General features: G+C 63.4%; 14 protein-coding genes. 13 read left to right on the top strand and 1 reads right to left on the bottom strand.

What is annotated here, in order from left to right; translation table 11 throughout:
* Positions 1 to 32 precede the first annotated feature (32 nt).
* On the top strand, positions 33 to 404 hold the full coding sequence (locus F6A13_RS11965) for a VOC family protein (RefSeq protein ID WP_151528308.1): 372 nt from the start codon (positions 33 to 35) through the stop codon (positions 402 to 404).
* The gene (locus tag F6A13_RS11960; protein WP_151528307.1) at positions 401 to 829 is read left to right on the top strand and encodes an EVE domain-containing protein; all 429 of its coding nucleotides are present in this window, start codon (positions 401 to 403) and stop codon (positions 827 to 829) included. The genes F6A13_RS11965 and F6A13_RS11960 overlap by 4 nt, the downstream gene beginning before the upstream one ends.
* A gap of 63 nt (positions 830 to 892) precedes the next feature.
* Here the strand turns inward: F6A13_RS11960 and F6A13_RS11955 are convergent, their stop codons facing one another.
* Entirely contained in the window at positions 893 to 1,504 is a 612-nt protein-coding gene (locus tag F6A13_RS11955) for a TetR/AcrR family transcriptional regulator (RefSeq protein ID WP_151528306.1), read from the bottom strand.
* Positions 1,505 to 1,577: 73 nt separating this feature from the next.
* On the opposite strand from F6A13_RS11955, the gene F6A13_RS11950 reads away from it, so the two are divergent.
* The 11 genes from F6A13_RS11950 to F6A13_RS11905 all read left to right on the top strand — a co-directional run bounded on the left by F6A13_RS11950 (position 1,578) and on the right by F6A13_RS11905 (position 14,425).
* On the top strand, positions 1,578 to 2,045 hold the full coding sequence (locus F6A13_RS11950; RefSeq protein ID WP_151528305.1) for a DUF1348 family protein: 468 nt from the start codon (positions 1,578 to 1,580) through the stop codon (positions 2,043 to 2,045).
* A 183-nt stretch (positions 2,046 to 2,228) separates the two neighbouring features.
* Entirely contained in the window at positions 2,229 to 2,441 is a 213-nt protein-coding gene (locus F6A13_RS11945) for a hypothetical protein (protein WP_151528304.1), read from the top strand.
* Between the two features lie 26 nt (positions 2,442 to 2,467).
* Positions 2,468 to 3,055, top strand: coding sequence for a pyridoxamine 5'-phosphate oxidase family protein (locus tag F6A13_RS11940; RefSeq protein WP_192796465.1), 588 nt, complete (start codon positions 2,468 to 2,470; stop codon positions 3,053 to 3,055).
* 550 nt (positions 3,056 to 3,605) lie between these two features.
* Positions 3,606 to 4,073, top strand: coding sequence for a hypothetical protein (locus F6A13_RS11935; protein ID WP_151528302.1), 468 nt, complete (start codon positions 3,606 to 3,608; stop codon positions 4,071 to 4,073).
* Positions 4,074 to 4,082: 9 nt separating this feature from the next.
* A complete protein-coding gene (locus F6A13_RS15455; RefSeq protein ID WP_192796464.1) occupies positions 4,083 to 4,235 on the top strand; it encodes a hypothetical protein in 153 nt (50 codons plus the stop codon).
* A gap of 1 nt (position 4,236) precedes the next feature.
* Positions 4,237 to 7,233, top strand: coding sequence for a hypothetical protein (locus F6A13_RS11930; RefSeq protein WP_151528301.1), 2,997 nt, complete (start codon positions 4,237 to 4,239; stop codon positions 7,231 to 7,233).
* Between the two features lie 74 nt (positions 7,234 to 7,307).
* Positions 7,308 to 9,965, top strand: a complete 2,658-nt coding sequence (locus F6A13_RS11925; RefSeq protein WP_151528300.1) for an ArdC family protein — start codon at positions 7,308 to 7,310, stop codon at positions 9,963 to 9,965.
* Positions 9,966 to 10,049: 84 nt separating this feature from the next.
* Positions 10,050 to 10,649 (top strand): hypothetical protein, encoded by a 600-nt coding sequence (locus F6A13_RS11920; protein ID WP_151528299.1) that lies wholly within the window; start codon positions 10,050 to 10,052, stop codon positions 10,647 to 10,649.
* Positions 10,646 to 11,191, top strand: coding sequence for a hypothetical protein (locus F6A13_RS11915; RefSeq protein ID WP_151528298.1), 546 nt, complete (start codon positions 10,646 to 10,648; stop codon positions 11,189 to 11,191). The genes F6A13_RS11920 and F6A13_RS11915 overlap by 4 nt, the downstream gene beginning before the upstream one ends.
* On the top strand, positions 11,178 to 12,275 hold the full coding sequence (locus F6A13_RS11910) for a hypothetical protein (protein WP_151528297.1): 1,098 nt from the start codon (positions 11,178 to 11,180) through the stop codon (positions 12,273 to 12,275). Before F6A13_RS11915 ends, F6A13_RS11910 begins: the two co-directional genes overlap by 14 nt.
* Positions 12,272 to 14,425, top strand: coding sequence for a hypothetical protein (locus F6A13_RS11905; protein ID WP_151528296.1), 2,154 nt, complete (start codon positions 12,272 to 12,274; stop codon positions 14,423 to 14,425). Before F6A13_RS11910 ends, F6A13_RS11905 begins: the two co-directional genes overlap by 4 nt.
* Positions 14,426 to 14,462 lie beyond the last annotated feature (37 nt).

Below are 14,462 nucleotides of genomic sequence, written 5' to 3'. Positions count from 1 at the left end.
CTCGGGTATCTACCAACACTATAGAGAAAACCATGCCAGATCCGAATTTTATCATTTTGTATGTAGACAATCCGCTGCGCAGCGCCGATTTCTATGCCCGTCTATTGAAAAAACCGCCTATTCAGACATCGCCGAATTTTGCCATGTTCGCACTGGATTCTGGAGTGATGCTGGGGGTGTGGTCGAAACACGTAGTGGAGCCCGCCGCAACCGCGGCAGGCGGTGGCGGGGAAATCGCGTTTTCGGTATCGAGTCGCGATGTCGTTGGTAATCTATTCACTGACTGGACACAGCGTGGACTGGTCATTGAACAAGAACCGACGGATATGGATTTTGGCCATACTTTCGTGGCACTCGATCCTGATGGGCATCGGCTTCGCGTGTTCGCGCCCACGACGCCGTGAGTCGCAATTGGGTTGCCGTGGCATCCGCAGAGCACGTACGAATCGGACGTGCCGCCGGATTTATGCAAGTCTGTCACGGTAAAGCGGCACCCCTTCGTCGCATAAAACCCGGAGATCGTGTTGCCTACTATTCGCCAACCGTTGAATTTGGCGGTAAGAATAAATTCCAGGCTTTCACGGCAATTGGCATTGTAGAGCATGGTGAGCCCTACCAGGTGGAACTGGGCGGGGGATTCCAACCCTATCGACGGGACGTGTGCTGGCTCCCTGCCGAAGAAGCCCCTATTCGGCCCATCCTTGGGAGGATGGAGTTCTCAGCCGGAAAACAAACCTGGGGCTACCAATTCCGCTTTGGGATTTTCGTCATTAGCGATCACGATATGAATGTGATCGCTGCGGCAATGAGGGCTCATTTCGCCCGATAGATACCGGAGTGACAGATCAAACAGTTGGTCTGTTCACCGAAATACTTATAGGGCATGGGCGCGTCACGTCTGCGGTTTGAGGCAGTACATGCCCTCTATTAGGTGGTTGAATACATGAATCGCTTCTGTCGGCTCTCCCCACTCGGCCCGGACTACGGCACCATCTATAGCCATGGCGACGGCGCTCGCCAAATCTTCCCGATCAGAATTCCCAGGTAGCAGGCCCTCAATCACTTTGCGCAGTTCCGCTTTGTGCTGACTTACTCTATGCACGACTTCGGGCATTGACCCCCCCATCTCCCCCAGCGCGTTGATGAAGGCACATCCCCTAAAAGCCGGGTCGGTAAACCATTCCTGTAAAACCGGTGCAATGGCCAGAAGATTGTTGCCGTGCCTTTGGAGTGCATCCTGAAACCAGGACATCCATATACGGTGGCGATAATCCAGAAAAGCCACAATCAGGTCGTTTTTACTCGGGAAGTGGCGATAAAAGGTCACCTTGGTGACGCCCGCTTCCGCAATGATGCGATCCACGCCCGTGCTGCGAATGCCTTCACGATAAAAGAGCGTGTGCGCTGTGAGCAGAATGCGCTCACGCGCAGATAGCTTGGTCTGGTCCATGAGCGCGGGATTGGAATGTCTATCCATTACGCCATAGTAGACAGATCGTTCCATGTTGTCTAGAATTGCCCGCAGTAGACAGAACTGTCTACTTTGAGTAATCCCGAAACATAGGAGAGCACCCACCATGCAAAGCAATACGCTGACTCCCCCATTTTCAGAAGAATCTGCCTTGCTGAAAGTGCGGTTGGCCGAAGACCTTTGGAATACTCGCGATCCTGAACGGGTCGTTCAAGCCTATACCCAAGATACGGTCTGGCGTAATCGCGCGGAGTTTCCAGTGGGACGGGAGGCGATCAAAGCCTGCCTGGAGCGCAAGTGGGTCAGGGAACTGGACTATCGCCTGATCAAGGAGCTCTGGGGTTTTCGTGACCATCGGATGGCCGTGCGATTCGCCTATGAGTGGCACGACGATTCCGGTCACTGGTACCGCAGCTATGGCAATGAGTTATGGGAGTTCAATGAAATGGGATTGATGCAACGCCGATTGGCCAGCATCAATGATCTGCCTATCCGGGAGAGTGAGCGGCAATATCACTGGCCGCTGGGCAGAAGACCCGATGATCACCCAGGTTTGAGCGCGCTCGGCTTGTAGGTGCCTCAAGGATAAATCAGAGACATTCCAACCCACCCTCGCATCAACGTGTCTTGGGTGATCATGCATCCTCAAAAGGAACGTGGTTGTGAGTGGTGTAGCGACATTTTCTGGTGCACAGCTTTTGTATGTGGGTGGAGCGTTATTTTGGGAGACAACCGGATAAGCACGGAGGTGGGTGCCATGAATTCGCCAAATGATGTTGAGATCGCCCTCAAGGCCGTGGCTCTCCTGAGCCGGATTGTGGGACCAGATTCGTCCAGTTGGACGGAGACGGAGCATGCACTGGCCAGTGAAGCGGCGGAAGCATGGTTACGGGCTGAATCATCTGAGGCCACGCTGCGAGGCCAAATGGACGCAGAGCAGTGCTTCGGCGCTACGGATGGCCTCATTTAGAGCGATTCGACAAAAAGGAAATGATCATGAAAATAGACGGTTCTGAAAAGATATTGCCTAGCTACCGGGCTATGGATGAACTACTCCATGCCGGCGAACGCGAAGCCCAAAGCCGCTTCGGTGTGGACGGTATCTGGAATGTGCATAATCTCAATGCCATGTTCCACGAAACCATTTCTGTCGGTCTGGCCAAATACATCGAAGGATTGCCCTTCTTCTTTCTTGCCACGTCAAACGCTCAGGGCGAGTGTGATTGCAGTTACCGAGGTTGCGAGTTTAATGCATCGGGAAAGCAGTTACCTCTACTTCGAGTGCTTGATGCCAACACCGTGATATTTCCAGATTATCGAGGCAACAATTTGTTCAATTCCTTTGGCAACATCCTCGTCAATCCCCACGTGGGTATGCTGTTTATCGATTTTCAGACCATAACACGTGTGCGCTTAAACGGGCATGCGGAGATTCTTGAGAACAGGACAAAATATATCGACATCTGGCCCCTCGCACAGCGCTATGTCAGAGTCACAGCGAAGCAGATCTACGGTAACTGCAAGGCCAGAATACCCAGGATGAAACTCGTCCCGCCGAGTGACAGCGATTTCCAAGACGGCTGAACATATGCCACTGAGGCTCACCGGAATGGAAAACCGGGATAAGTGGTCGAGAGTGGCAGATGAATGGCCGGTTAACGCTGCCTTGCCGCCGTTGATATGAAGCGCCCGTAGCGATGACATCAGACGCCAGGATATCTTTTTTGTAACGCAACAACCGGCGACCAGCCAGGTGTGAAACCATCTCGGTATCGTGGGCGCATGACTGGCTTTTGCTTGCCCCAAGCCGAAAATCAGGGACCTACCCTGCGCGTTTGGTCATGCTGCCACGATCTCGCCGGGTAGATCGAGAAAGGTCCGATGGCCGGATCGTTCTCCGTTTCACCTGAAATTACCTGATGGCCGTCTGAAGTCACATACCCCCTCGATTTGTCCGACAGAGCCTCCTCCGCCGTCTGTCCTATTACCTCCCTTGAAGATGTCTCGTGGATCGCCGGGCACGCGTCAGACGACACGGAATCAGTCCGCTTGTCAGACCGCTTCCCCCTCCGGCTTTCGCTTATAACCGCAGCACGGGACAAATCCGTTTTCACACAGGCAAGGAGAATCGGTGATGGAAAGCAATCGTCGGACCGTGCAGTTGCATAATGGGGTTTCGGTGGGATTGGCGGAGGATGGGGAAGGGCGTCGCCAGTTCCGGCGCATCGCCCGCCGGCGCCTGGCCATCGGGGCGGGGCTGATGGCCCTGGCGGTAACGGGAGACGCCTGGGCGTTGGGCGGCAACGTCGGCACCATGGCCAACAATGCGTCCAGTGTCCTCCAGGATATCGTCAATCTGGTGCTGGGCGGCACTTTCGTCGGTGGTTTGGGTTTCGGCGGGTCCTCGATGCTGAAGGCCTGGGAAGCGCACAAGCAGCATGGGCAGGGCAATGCCAAGTGGAGCCACGTCGCCACCCACGCCATGGTGGCGGCGGGGCTGATGGGCCTGCCCGCGCTGGCTTATCACTACGAGGGCACCGTCTTCCACAACACCACCGGCGCGCAGGTCCAGCAGATCCAGATGGGCGGCCCGTACGGTTGAGGCGCTGACATGGGACTGCTCATGCCGACCCTGGCGGAACACCTCGCGGTGCATTCCGTCCAGGACGACACCAGTTTCGCCACCGATGACGGGGCGCTGGTCAGCCTCTTCCGCGCAGGTCCAGCAGATCCAGATGGGCGGCCCGTACGGTTGAGGCGCTGACATGGGACTGCTCATGCCGACCCTGGCGGAACACCTCGCGGTGCATTCCGTCCAGGACGACACCAGTTTCGCCACCGGTGACGGGGCGCTGGTCAGCCTCTTCCGGGTAGAAGGGCTCACCCGCCTGTACGCGCGGGGGGAGGGCTCCGAATGGATGGAGCGCATCTATCGGGCCTTGCCCGCTTTCTTTCTGACCCCGGGCCATCGTCTGCAATGGACGGTGGCCCGGGATCCCGCCTGGGCGCACCCGGTCGTGGAGCGGCAGTTTTCCGGCCTGGAACGCCAGGCGCGGCGGATCGGCATGGACACGGAGGGCTTCACCGACGGTCCGCCCAAGGATCGCTTCCAGGGGCATTTCTTGCCGGAGCGCGCCTATCTCGCCCTCTGGACCGGCCCCAACATCCTGACCCCGCATGACGCCCAACTGGAGAAGCAGGCCCGGAACCGGAAGCTCGAAAAAGCACAAGTCGCGTGGGGTCCCTGGCAGGTGCCCGGACTGGCCTTGGGCGGTCTGATTCCCACCCATGCCGCCGCCTGCGAGGCGCTGCTGGCGGCACTCGGGGTAGGACCCCAGCGCCTGGGGCTGCGCATCGTCCCCATGAACACCCGCGAGGCCATGCTCGCCTGGCGGGAGATGCTGGATCCCGATCGCGGCGCCGACCCGCAACAGGGGGATGCGCTGGCGACCATTTATGATGCCGGGCATCCCCCCCTGATGGCCGATCCCTTCGGCCCGCACATCCCCCAGGTCGCGGCGCAAGTCCTGCCGCCCTATGCCCGGGTCGGCCAGGGCGAGACCATCCAGGCGGGAGGGCATTACGTGCGCATGCTGGCGATGACCCTGGGGCCATCGCACCCGGTGGATTTCCGGGATCTCTACGATCATCTGCCCGCGGATCTCCCCATGCGGTATACCCTCCATCTCGCGCCATGGAGTGGCGGCGGCAGACTCAAGACCCTCGCCGCGGCGATTCTCACCTGGAGCAACGGCGCCAACCGGCTGATCAATGCGTCGCGCCGTGATGTGCTGGCCCGTTCCCAGGCCGGTGATCCGGCCTGTTCCATGCAAATTATGTTTTCCACCTGGGGCAAAACCCCGGAGGAAGCGGGCGAGCGGGCCCGGCGTCTGGCGCAGCGGATCGGCTCCTGGGGCGGGGTGATGGTGGAAGACGTATTCGGCGATCCCCTGCCGGCCTGGCTCGCGTCCATTCCCGGCCTGATGACCCAGGGCCCGGTGCGCACCCATCTGCTCAACCTGTCGGATGCCTGCGCTTTCTTCCCGGTCGCTTCGCAGGCCTCTCCCTGGAGCGAAGGCCCCTGCCTGCTGCGCGGTCCCCAGGGGCAGCCGCTGCCCATCGCCATCGGCTCCAGTCTGCAGAAAAACTTCAATATCGCCATTTTTGCCGCGACCCGCTCCGGCAAGAGTGTTCTGCTCGCCCTGTTGCTGCTGTTGGCCCATCTGCTGGAACCGGGCCGCGCGCGGCTGCCGCGATTCGCCTTTCTCGACGTGGGGTATGGCGGCATGGGGCTGGCCGCCCTGATCCGGGAACTGCTGGGACGCCGGGACTATCTCGTGCAGTCGCAGCGCCTGCGCAACGACGAGGCCCATGCCATCAATCCCTTCGACACCCTGCTGGGGATGCGCGAACCGCTGCCCCTGCATCGCGCCTTTCTGCTCGATCTGCTGGCGATGGTGGGCACGCCCATGGGACAGAAGGATCCCGCTCCCGGGATCTATGAAATGGCGGGACCGCTCGTCGACCTGGCCTACCGGCGCTTTTCCGATCACAACCGCCTGGGCACGCCCAAGGAATGGGAACCCGAGCGGGAGGGCATGGCGGAGGTGGACCGGATGGTCCAGAACGCCATCGCCCGGGCAGCATTACCCCGCCGCCCGAGCTGGTGGGCGATCGTGGACTGGCTGGCCCTGGAGCAGCGGCGTCCCGATCTGGCGATCTCGGCGCAACGCTACGCCATGCCATTGTTGCAGGACCTGATCGGCCTGGTGCGGGACGATGAGATCTACGCGCTCTACAAGGAGGCGGGGCTCGCGGGCATGCGCGAAGGCGCGGCCGACCTCATGGCCCGTTTCCTCACGGAAGCCACGCGCGATTACCCGATTCTGAACGCGCCCACGGCCTTCAATCTCGGGGCGGCGCGCGGGACCGTGCTGGATCTCGCGGAAGTCACCGCCGGCACCGGGCCGGACGCCGAAAAGCGCACCTCCATCCTGTATCTCACGGCACGCTGGGCGTTGACCGGGAGCTGGTATGTGCATCCCGACGATCTCGCGCAAACGCCGGACGCCTACCGGGCGTTTCACGAGGAACGGATCCGGGAAACCTGGGAAGATCCGAAATTCGTCATCTACGACGAGTTTCACCGCACCGGCGGCGCCCGCGCGGTACGCCGGGTCGTCGATCGCGACGCGCGCGAGGGCGGCAAGTTCAACGTGCGGCTGGCCCTGTCCAGTCAATCCGTACTGGATTTCGATGGGGAATTCATCGACGAGCATGTGGCCACGCGCTTCATCCTCTCGGCGCCGGACGACACCTCCGCGCTGGCCGAGCGTTTTCACCTGACGGCTGCGGAGGAGCAGGAGCTGAAGCGCCTGACCGGCCCCGGCCCGCATGGCTCGCCCATCCTGGCGCTGTTCGACACGCGCGAGGGGCCCTATCGGCTGTTTTGCTCGGACCCGGTGCCGCCGGAGTGGCTCTGGGCCTTTTCGACCACCTCCGAGGACCGGGCGGTACTGAACCGGCTGCAGACCCACATGACGCCGGGCGAGGCCCGATCCGTGGCGGCCGCCCGTTTTGGGGCATCGGCAAAAAACTTGCTGGAGCGGATCGCGCGGCAGGGCCTGCGGGTGAACTCCGCCGACGAAGTGGAAGGCGTGGCGGCGGACCGGCTGGTCAGGGAAGTCCTGGAAACCTGGAACCGGGACTGGGTGCTCAAGGCCCTGCGCACGCTGGGATATCGCGCGGAGGATGCGGCATGAAACAGGAAACGGTATCCCGGGCGATCGCACCCATCCCTGGGTATGCATGGCCCAGGTGAGAAAGGAGGACCCAAATGCGCGATGATCGGCAGAAACCCCATGACACCAAGGATGCATCCTATCAAAAGGTCGTCTCCTGGCTGCTGAAGCGCTGGGCGGAAGGGGATTTGCCGCCGTGGCGCAAGCCCTGGACCCCGCCGCCCTGGCCGGATCGTCCGCACAACCCGTTCACGCAAGCCGTGTACCAGGGCGGCAATGCCTTTACTCTGACTCTCGCGGGTATGGCTCACGATCTGCCGCTCTTTGCGACCTACAAACAGATCCAGGAACACGGTGGCCAGGTCCGCGGCGGGGAGCAGGGCGTGCCGATCATCGTCTGGAAGGAGTGGCGGCCCAAGGAAGACCAGAACGCGCCGGAATCGGGCGCACCGCAGGAGTCTGCGACCGAGGATGCGCCGCCCCGGCTCTTCGCCCGCACCTATGCCGTCTTCAACATTGCCCAGACGGATGGGCTGGAGCATCTCCTCGAGGCGGCCAAGCCGCCGGCCACTTGGTCCCCGGAACGCGCCGGCGCGCTCTTTGAAGAGCGGGTCGCCGAAACGGGCATGCGCATCGAGCGGGGGGCAGGCAATCGCGCCTTTTTTCGCGCATCGGAGCGCCTGATCCATTTGCCCGTGGAGGGACGTTTTCCCAACGCTTCCGCCTTCTATGCCACCTTGCTGCATGAAGCTGTGCACAGCACCGGCCCCGCCCTGGACCGGTCGGCCTTTTACCAGAAGAAGGGCATGGACCGGGATCAGGCCTATGCGGCCGAGGAGCTGACGGCCGAGATCGGCATGCTGCTCCTGGCCCGGCGGCTCAATGTGCCGATCGCGCCGGAGGATGCGGAGCAGACGGCCAGCTATCTGAAGGGTTGGAGCCTGCGCGCCGCCGTGGAGAGCGATCCGAAGCTGCTCTTCGAGACGGCGCGACTGGCGCAACAGGCGGTGGATCATCTGGTCACGCCGGAATTCGCGCAAAAGCTCGAAGCGGTGCAGAAAACCCTGCCCGGGCAGCAGACACTATCCGGCAGTCTCCGGGAACCGGCCCCCGCAGCGTCGGAAGGCCCGCGTCTGTCCATCGACATCGACGCTGGCGATCGGTACACCTTCCACAGCGACGCCGGTCATGGCTGGCTGGAAGTGTCTCGTTCGGATCTGCAAGCGCTAGGCATCGAGGGTGAGATCAGCATCTATTCGTACCAGAAAGGCAACCGGGTCTTTCTCGAAGAAGATCGGGATGCGCACCTGTTCATCACCACCCTGGAAAAGGCCCTGGGCAAGGAATTCACTTGGCCGGAAATCTCCCGTGGTGTCGATGATGGGGACGATTCTCCGATCCGGAACTATCCACACTATGAGGCCCCGGAATCTGCCCGGGAAGCCAAAGGCCCGGCAGTATCCCGCGGCGATTATGTGCGGTACCTGGACGAGACCGGCATAGAGCGGGAAGGCGTGGTGCTCGACGCCGCCCAGCCCGGCGAACCGACACGGCCGAGGGGCATCTACCGGTGGCCCAACGGCACCCCCGGCATGGACGGGGCGGACCACATCATGCCCACGGCGCTGCCGGACCATCTGGTGGAGCACATCCCCGGCGCCGTCCAACTAGGGCCGGATCTGGACGCCATCGATCCGCGGACCGATGCCTACGAACGCACCATGGGCATGGACGATTCGCGCGCCCGGGCGGAGCACGCCGTGCTCACCGCAGTCGAAACCGCGCGCGGCGTAACCGACCCGGTCCTTCTGCGACCGCATTCCGAAGCGAACAAGCAGATCCATCACAAGGTCATCCTCACCCATCGCACCGACCTGCAGGATCATGTGCGGCAGGAACCCATCGATCCCGACAAGCCGGTTCTGGAAATTCAGGCGCATCCCCGCCAGGGCATTTCCGGGGTGCTGCGGGATTACGAGAAGTACGCCGTGCTGCTGGATACCCGGGAATTCGGCCCGGTCAGCGTCGAGATCGGCAAGCCGTTCCTGGCGGATTCCCTGGGGGACGATTATCTGCGCAAGTCCCTGGGGAAACCCATCGAAGTGTCCATCAGCGGCGATGGCCGGGTATTGAGCGTCCATAATCCGGAACTGGGCGTCACCCCCGCCAGGGATGTTTTCGCTTCCCCCGCAATTCCCTTTGGCCTGATGCCGTACAGAAACATGGAACAGAAAGGTGCGGGGGAGCTCAGTGGACAGCTGATCCACATTCACGACACCAACGTGCTGGAAATCCAGAGCGCGGGACAGCCCCTGCTGGTCTCCGGCCGCGAGCCGGATGCCCGCCACAAGGCGGAAATACGGAATCTGATCGGCCACACCGTCACGGTCACGCCCAACCCCGAGGGCATCCTGCAGGTGGCGGATCATGGCCCGAAGAGGGAACTGGGCGATTCGAGGGAAATCTCCGTCGAGCACCTGCAGCCCGGTGACCGGATCCGGGAAGGGAATCACTGGATGACCGTGCATTCCGTCGAGCTCCCGGGCGATCGGGTGGGCCTGAAAAATCCGGTCCGCATCCGCTTCGGGGATCCGGATGGCGACGACACGGGATCCACCCTGGTTCCGGCGGGAACCCGGGTGTCTTTGCGGACGGCGGAGGAACCCCAGGCGGAGCGGGGCATGCCGGAGGCGCACGAAACACGGCCTGCCCCGGCGCATCCTCCGGTCCAGTCGCGCGGGCGCCGGCCATGAGCGTGGGCATGGACGCGCGGCTCGCCGACCTCGCCCTGCGCATGGCCACCGTGTTCGGCAGTCCTTTGCCATGAGGCACTACTGATGGACATGAACCGGCAGGTGGCCCGTCTGGCGATGGGGATGGCGCGGGTATATACCGCCCCGCCGGATGCCTTGAGAGGGGATGCCATGCCGCCCTCCCTGATCCCGGATGAACTGGGGGCGGTCGCCGGCCTGCTCCTGGAACTGTCCTGGCGGATGCTGGAAAGCAGTGTGGGGGCCTTGCGGCGATTGGCCGCGCAGACGCCGGACGCAGGCACCCTGGCCGGCCTGCTGCACGGTTTTGATCTGCGCCAGCCCAGCTATCGGGAAGGTCTCGACCGTCTGGAGGTCAACGGCTGCGAGGCCCTGCCGCCGGCGTTGTTGCCCTGGCTGGCCACCGGCATGGTCGCGGCCGGCGCCTTGCTGATCCCGGAACCCCGGCACAACAATGCCTACGACCTCAAACGACAATTGCTCGACCGTCTGCAACAGATCGAGCGGCTGTGCCTGTCCGAGCCGGCGGTAGATCCCGTCCAGTCTCCCCCTCCCGAAGAGGCCCTCCCCGCCGTACGAGTGCAGCCGGTCGGAGAAAGCGCGATCACGCCGGCGCCGGAGTCCGAGGCGGAGCCGGCCGCCACATATCCCCGGCGGCCACGATGAAAACGGGCTTCTGGAAAGGGGCGGGGACGGTCGCGGGCGTGGTGTCCGGGGTGCTGCCGATCTGGTGGATCATCCGGGGCACGAGCCGCGCCGCCCGGGCGGCGGTGCCGCCCATGGACCAGCTGCGCATCGGGGAAACCCGCGCGTTGCTGCGCCGACGGGAGCATGCCCAACGCGCCCGCGATCGCTTCGCCCGGGTGGTCGCGCGGCAAGGCCTGAGCGAGCGGGATCTGGAGGATCGCTTGCGGCGATCCCGCCGCCAGCTGATGCTGCTGGCCGTGGTGGGCGCCGCCTTGCTCCTCTGGGGCGCGGTGCATCCGCTCGCGCTGGTCCTCTTGCCCGCGGTGCTCGCCCTGGGTCTCTACAGCCTGTATCAGATCGATTGCCTGGAACACCGCGCCCTGCCGTTGCTGGGGATCTGGCTCCTGTCCCGGGCCCGGCGGCGACCGGTGCAAGAAGAAGCCGGAATTCCGGACCACGGCGGTGCGCTCGCGCCGTCGCCAGAGGACCGGCCCGAGGCAGGCCCGCATGTCCACGAATGACCCGAATGCCGGCACCACGGGTTCGGGAGGGGAAGTGGTCTTTATCGTCGTGGCGCTGGGTGTCCTGGCCCTGGCGGTCTGGCTGGTCGGCCATACCGCCCTGGTCACCTGGTGGGACTGGGTGAAGCGGGGCGAGATCTGGATGATTCGCGGCATCCTGCCGGGCCGCTTCGTCGCGCTGCAGCAGCATTTGGTCCTCGTACAGCGCGAACATCTCCTGTCCCGCGTACACTGGGCGACCATTACGGAGGTCAACCACCGCGTCGGCACGGTACTTGGTCCGGTGCTGGCCGTTCCCCTGGGCGTCCTGGCGATCCGGCTCTTTTGGTCCCGCTATCAAAGGACCCGGGTGCATACCCCCGAGTCTCTGGTGGAAATGGTCAAGGAACGCTTCCCCTGGGGCAGGGTCTGGAATCACGATATCCATCTGCAGGACCCGCATGCCGGACCCTGGGCCCTGGCGCAACGCCCCTGGGACTTTGCTCGGGCGCACCAAGCCGCCTACTGGGAACCGGACGCGGATCATCCCGATGCGAAGCTGCACATGGCCGTCGAGGCGGTGGAGCGCGCGCTCATCGCGCAACTCGGGCCCACGGATATCGCCCTGCTGCCGGTGGCGGTGCGGGCATTGGTCGCGGCCCTCTTGCCCCAGGTCCACGGCGACGACGAAACGGCCCACCAACGACTGATCGACCTGGCGAATCTGGCCTATGACCATGCCGATCTGCGTGGCGTCGTCCGGATGCAGGCGGTGGCATGGACGCCAACCCCGGCGGAGCGACGGATCTGGGACAGCCTGGTGGTCCGGCATCGGTTCGCGCGCTGTCAGTTTCTGGCCTTGTTCGAGGCTGCGGGGGAGCGCGCGCTGCTGCCATCGGCGCACCTGCTCTGGCTCAAGGCGGTGGACCGTCCCCTCTGGTATGCCGTCAACAGCCTGGGCCGCGGCCATCGCTGCCATGTGGAAGGCGCCGGCATTCTCGCGCATTACCGCGCGGAATGCGCGGCGGGCGTGCCCTTGCTGGACCCGCAGATCGACGCTGCCGTCCATGGGCTGCGGGCGGCCTTGCAGGAGGTGCGCGAGTGAGCACCACCCCCCATCTGGAGACGCGCCAGGTCGCCGTGGACATCCGCCGCAACGGGGACCGGTTCCGCGATTTTCTCGTCCATCACGGCGGCAGCCTGATCCTGCTGATGCTGGCGGTGGCCTGTGCCAGTCCCATCGGCGAGGGCTGGGCGGATCTGATCTTCCCGGTGGGGGTGCTGTTCTTTCTACTGGCCCGGTTTCACGTCCATCGCGCCGGCTGGCCGCTACGGGCCCCGTTCTTCGCCCATTGCCCCGATCCCAAGGATCTGGACCCCTATGGCCATCCGAAAGAGGCTGCGGGCATCTACTATATCGGCCAGGCTCGGGACGGATCCGGCGGGGTGTGGCTGACGGATCCCGATCTGCGCGCGCATCTCTATCCCGTGGGGGTTTCCGGCGCGGGCAAGACGCAGATGTTCCATGGCATGCTCTTCAATGCCCTGATGCAGGGTTCGGCCGCCACGAACATCGACGGCAAGGGGGAACTGACCACCTGGGAGAAGGACTACGCCATCGTCCGCCGCTTCGGCCGCGAGGATGATCTCCTGCTGGTCTCCTATGCCACCGGCGGCAGGGACGTGTTCGAGAAAACGCCCCAGCGGCGGATGTCCAACACCGACAACGCCATGGCGCTGTGGGACTCCTCCTCGCTGACCGAGATGATGATGGCCCTGCAGGACCAGAACGAGGCTTCCGATCCCTACTGGATCGGGCGCTGCGAGAGTTTCATCCGCGCGATCATGCCGCCTTTGGTCTGGCGGCGGGAGGAGGGCATCGAGCCCCTGTCGCCCAAGGTGGTGCGCAAGTACCTGGACCTGACCACCCTCGAACAGCTGGCCCGCGACGCGCGCATGCCCCCGGACCTGATGGGCGGGGTGCTGACCTACCTCAGCACCTTGCCCGGCGGCTTCGATCCCCAGGCACCGGCCAAGGGGTCGGGCGACGCCGTGGATCCGGAGACGGCCCGCCAACTGCAGCTGCAGATGGCCTCCCGTGGCGAACAGCACAGCTATGTGGCCCAGCAGCTCGTGAACAGCCTGGGTCTGCTCGCCGACCAGTACGGCTACATCTCCGCCACCCCCTATCCGGAAGTGGACTGGCTGGACGTGGCCGTGCACCGGCGCATCGTGGTGGTCATCCTGCCAGCCCTGGGCAAGTCCGAAAAGGGCGCGGAAAGTCTGGGGCGCATCGTCATCGCCAACCTCAAGGGCATGATGGCGCGCATTCTCGGGAGCAAGACCGAGCGCCGGGTGGGCGAGCATCCCGAGCCGCGCATCACCAGGGCCGACCATCCCTACTACATCATCGAGGATGAAAAGCCCGCCTACATGGTGCCGGGAGAGGACGTGATCTTTCAGGAGGCGCGGTCATTGGGTTTCTGCATGGCGCCGGGGGCGCAGAGTCACAAGCACATGCTGGACAAGCTCAAGACCGTGGCCGATGCCATCGCCGGGGCCGCGACCCGGACCAAGCTGTTTCTCGGTCTGGAGGACCCGGACACTCTGGATCTCGCACGGCAGCTCACCGGCGAGGTCTGGCGGGGTGTGCCGGGCGGGTACCAGCCGGGCGCCCTGCAACCGGTGCAGGAAAACCGCACGACCTTGCAGAAAGACGCCTTTCTGGATCCCATGACCGTGAAGGCGCAACGGGATGGGCAGGCCCTGCTCGTGGCCACGATCCAGACGCAGCGCGGCGAGATCCAGCGCGGGGTCTGGATCAATACTTTCTACGTGCCGGACTTCGATGTTCCGGCGATCCATCTGAACCATCTGATGCCGCTGCTTTCCATGGCGGATTACAGCCTGATCTCCGAGGGCGCGCTGGCGCAAGACCACGAGGCGGGGCGCGCGCCCAAACCAGCGCCGTCGTCCGGCGAATCGATCGTGAAGGCCGATGGCGGCGGAACGAATGTATCCAACGAGAAGATCCACAGGCAGTTGGCCTTGGAGTCTTCCGGCCTGCGAGTGATGGGAGAGTTACTGGGGATGCCGGCGGATGCTCTGGTGGAGGAGGCATCGCTGCTAGCCGCTATAGAGCGGGTTCTGAAGGAGAAACTGGCCGGCGCGCCGGTGTCCATGGACATCGAAGGGGAAGCGTTGCAGACTCAACTGCTGAGGGTTGCACCGAAGGGTCCGCAGCGCAGACAATGAAGGGGATGCCCACACCGGGCGAATTTTCGAGAACAAC

Source organism: Acidithiobacillus sp. 'AMD consortium', from assembly GCF_008926505.1.
In the GTDB taxonomy this organism is placed as follows: Bacteria; Pseudomonadota; Gammaproteobacteria; order Acidithiobacillales; family Acidithiobacillaceae; genus Acidithiobacillus; species Acidithiobacillus ferridurans.
Note: the sequence above shows the minus strand (reverse complement) of the source record. Positions and strands in the feature narration are given on the sequence as shown.

Coding starts and splice junctions, on each gene's coding strand:
- F6A13_RS11965 (WP_151528308.1), top strand. CDS start 33: ATGCCAGATCCGAATTTTATCATTTTGTATGTAGACAATCCGCTGCGC.
- F6A13_RS11955 (WP_151528306.1), bottom strand. CDS start 1,504: ATGGAACGATCTGTCTACTATGGCGTAATGGATAGACATTCCAATCCC.
- F6A13_RS11950 (WP_151528305.1), top strand. CDS start 1,578: ATGCAAAGCAATACGCTGACTCCCCCATTTTCAGAAGAATCTGCCTTG.
- F6A13_RS11945 (WP_151528304.1), top strand. CDS start 2,229: ATGAATTCGCCAAATGATGTTGAGATCGCCCTCAAGGCCGTGGCTCTC.
- F6A13_RS11940 (WP_192796465.1), top strand. CDS start 2,468: ATGAAAATAGACGGTTCTGAAAAGATATTGCCTAGCTACCGGGCTATG.
- F6A13_RS11935 (WP_151528302.1), top strand. CDS start 3,606: ATGGAAAGCAATCGTCGGACCGTGCAGTTGCATAATGGGGTTTCGGTG.
- F6A13_RS15455 (WP_192796464.1), top strand. CDS start 4,083: ATGGGACTGCTCATGCCGACCCTGGCGGAACACCTCGCGGTGCATTCC.
- F6A13_RS11930 (WP_151528301.1), top strand. CDS start 4,237: ATGGGACTGCTCATGCCGACCCTGGCGGAACACCTCGCGGTGCATTCC.
- F6A13_RS11925 (WP_151528300.1), top strand. CDS start 7,308: ATGCGCGATGATCGGCAGAAACCCCATGACACCAAGGATGCATCCTAT.
- F6A13_RS11920 (WP_151528299.1), top strand. CDS start 10,050: ATGGACATGAACCGGCAGGTGGCCCGTCTGGCGATGGGGATGGCGCGG.
- F6A13_RS11915 (WP_151528298.1), top strand. CDS start 10,646: ATGAAAACGGGCTTCTGGAAAGGGGCGGGGACGGTCGCGGGCGTGGTG.
- F6A13_RS11910 (WP_151528297.1), top strand. CDS start 11,178: ATGTCCACGAATGACCCGAATGCCGGCACCACGGGTTCGGGAGGGGAA.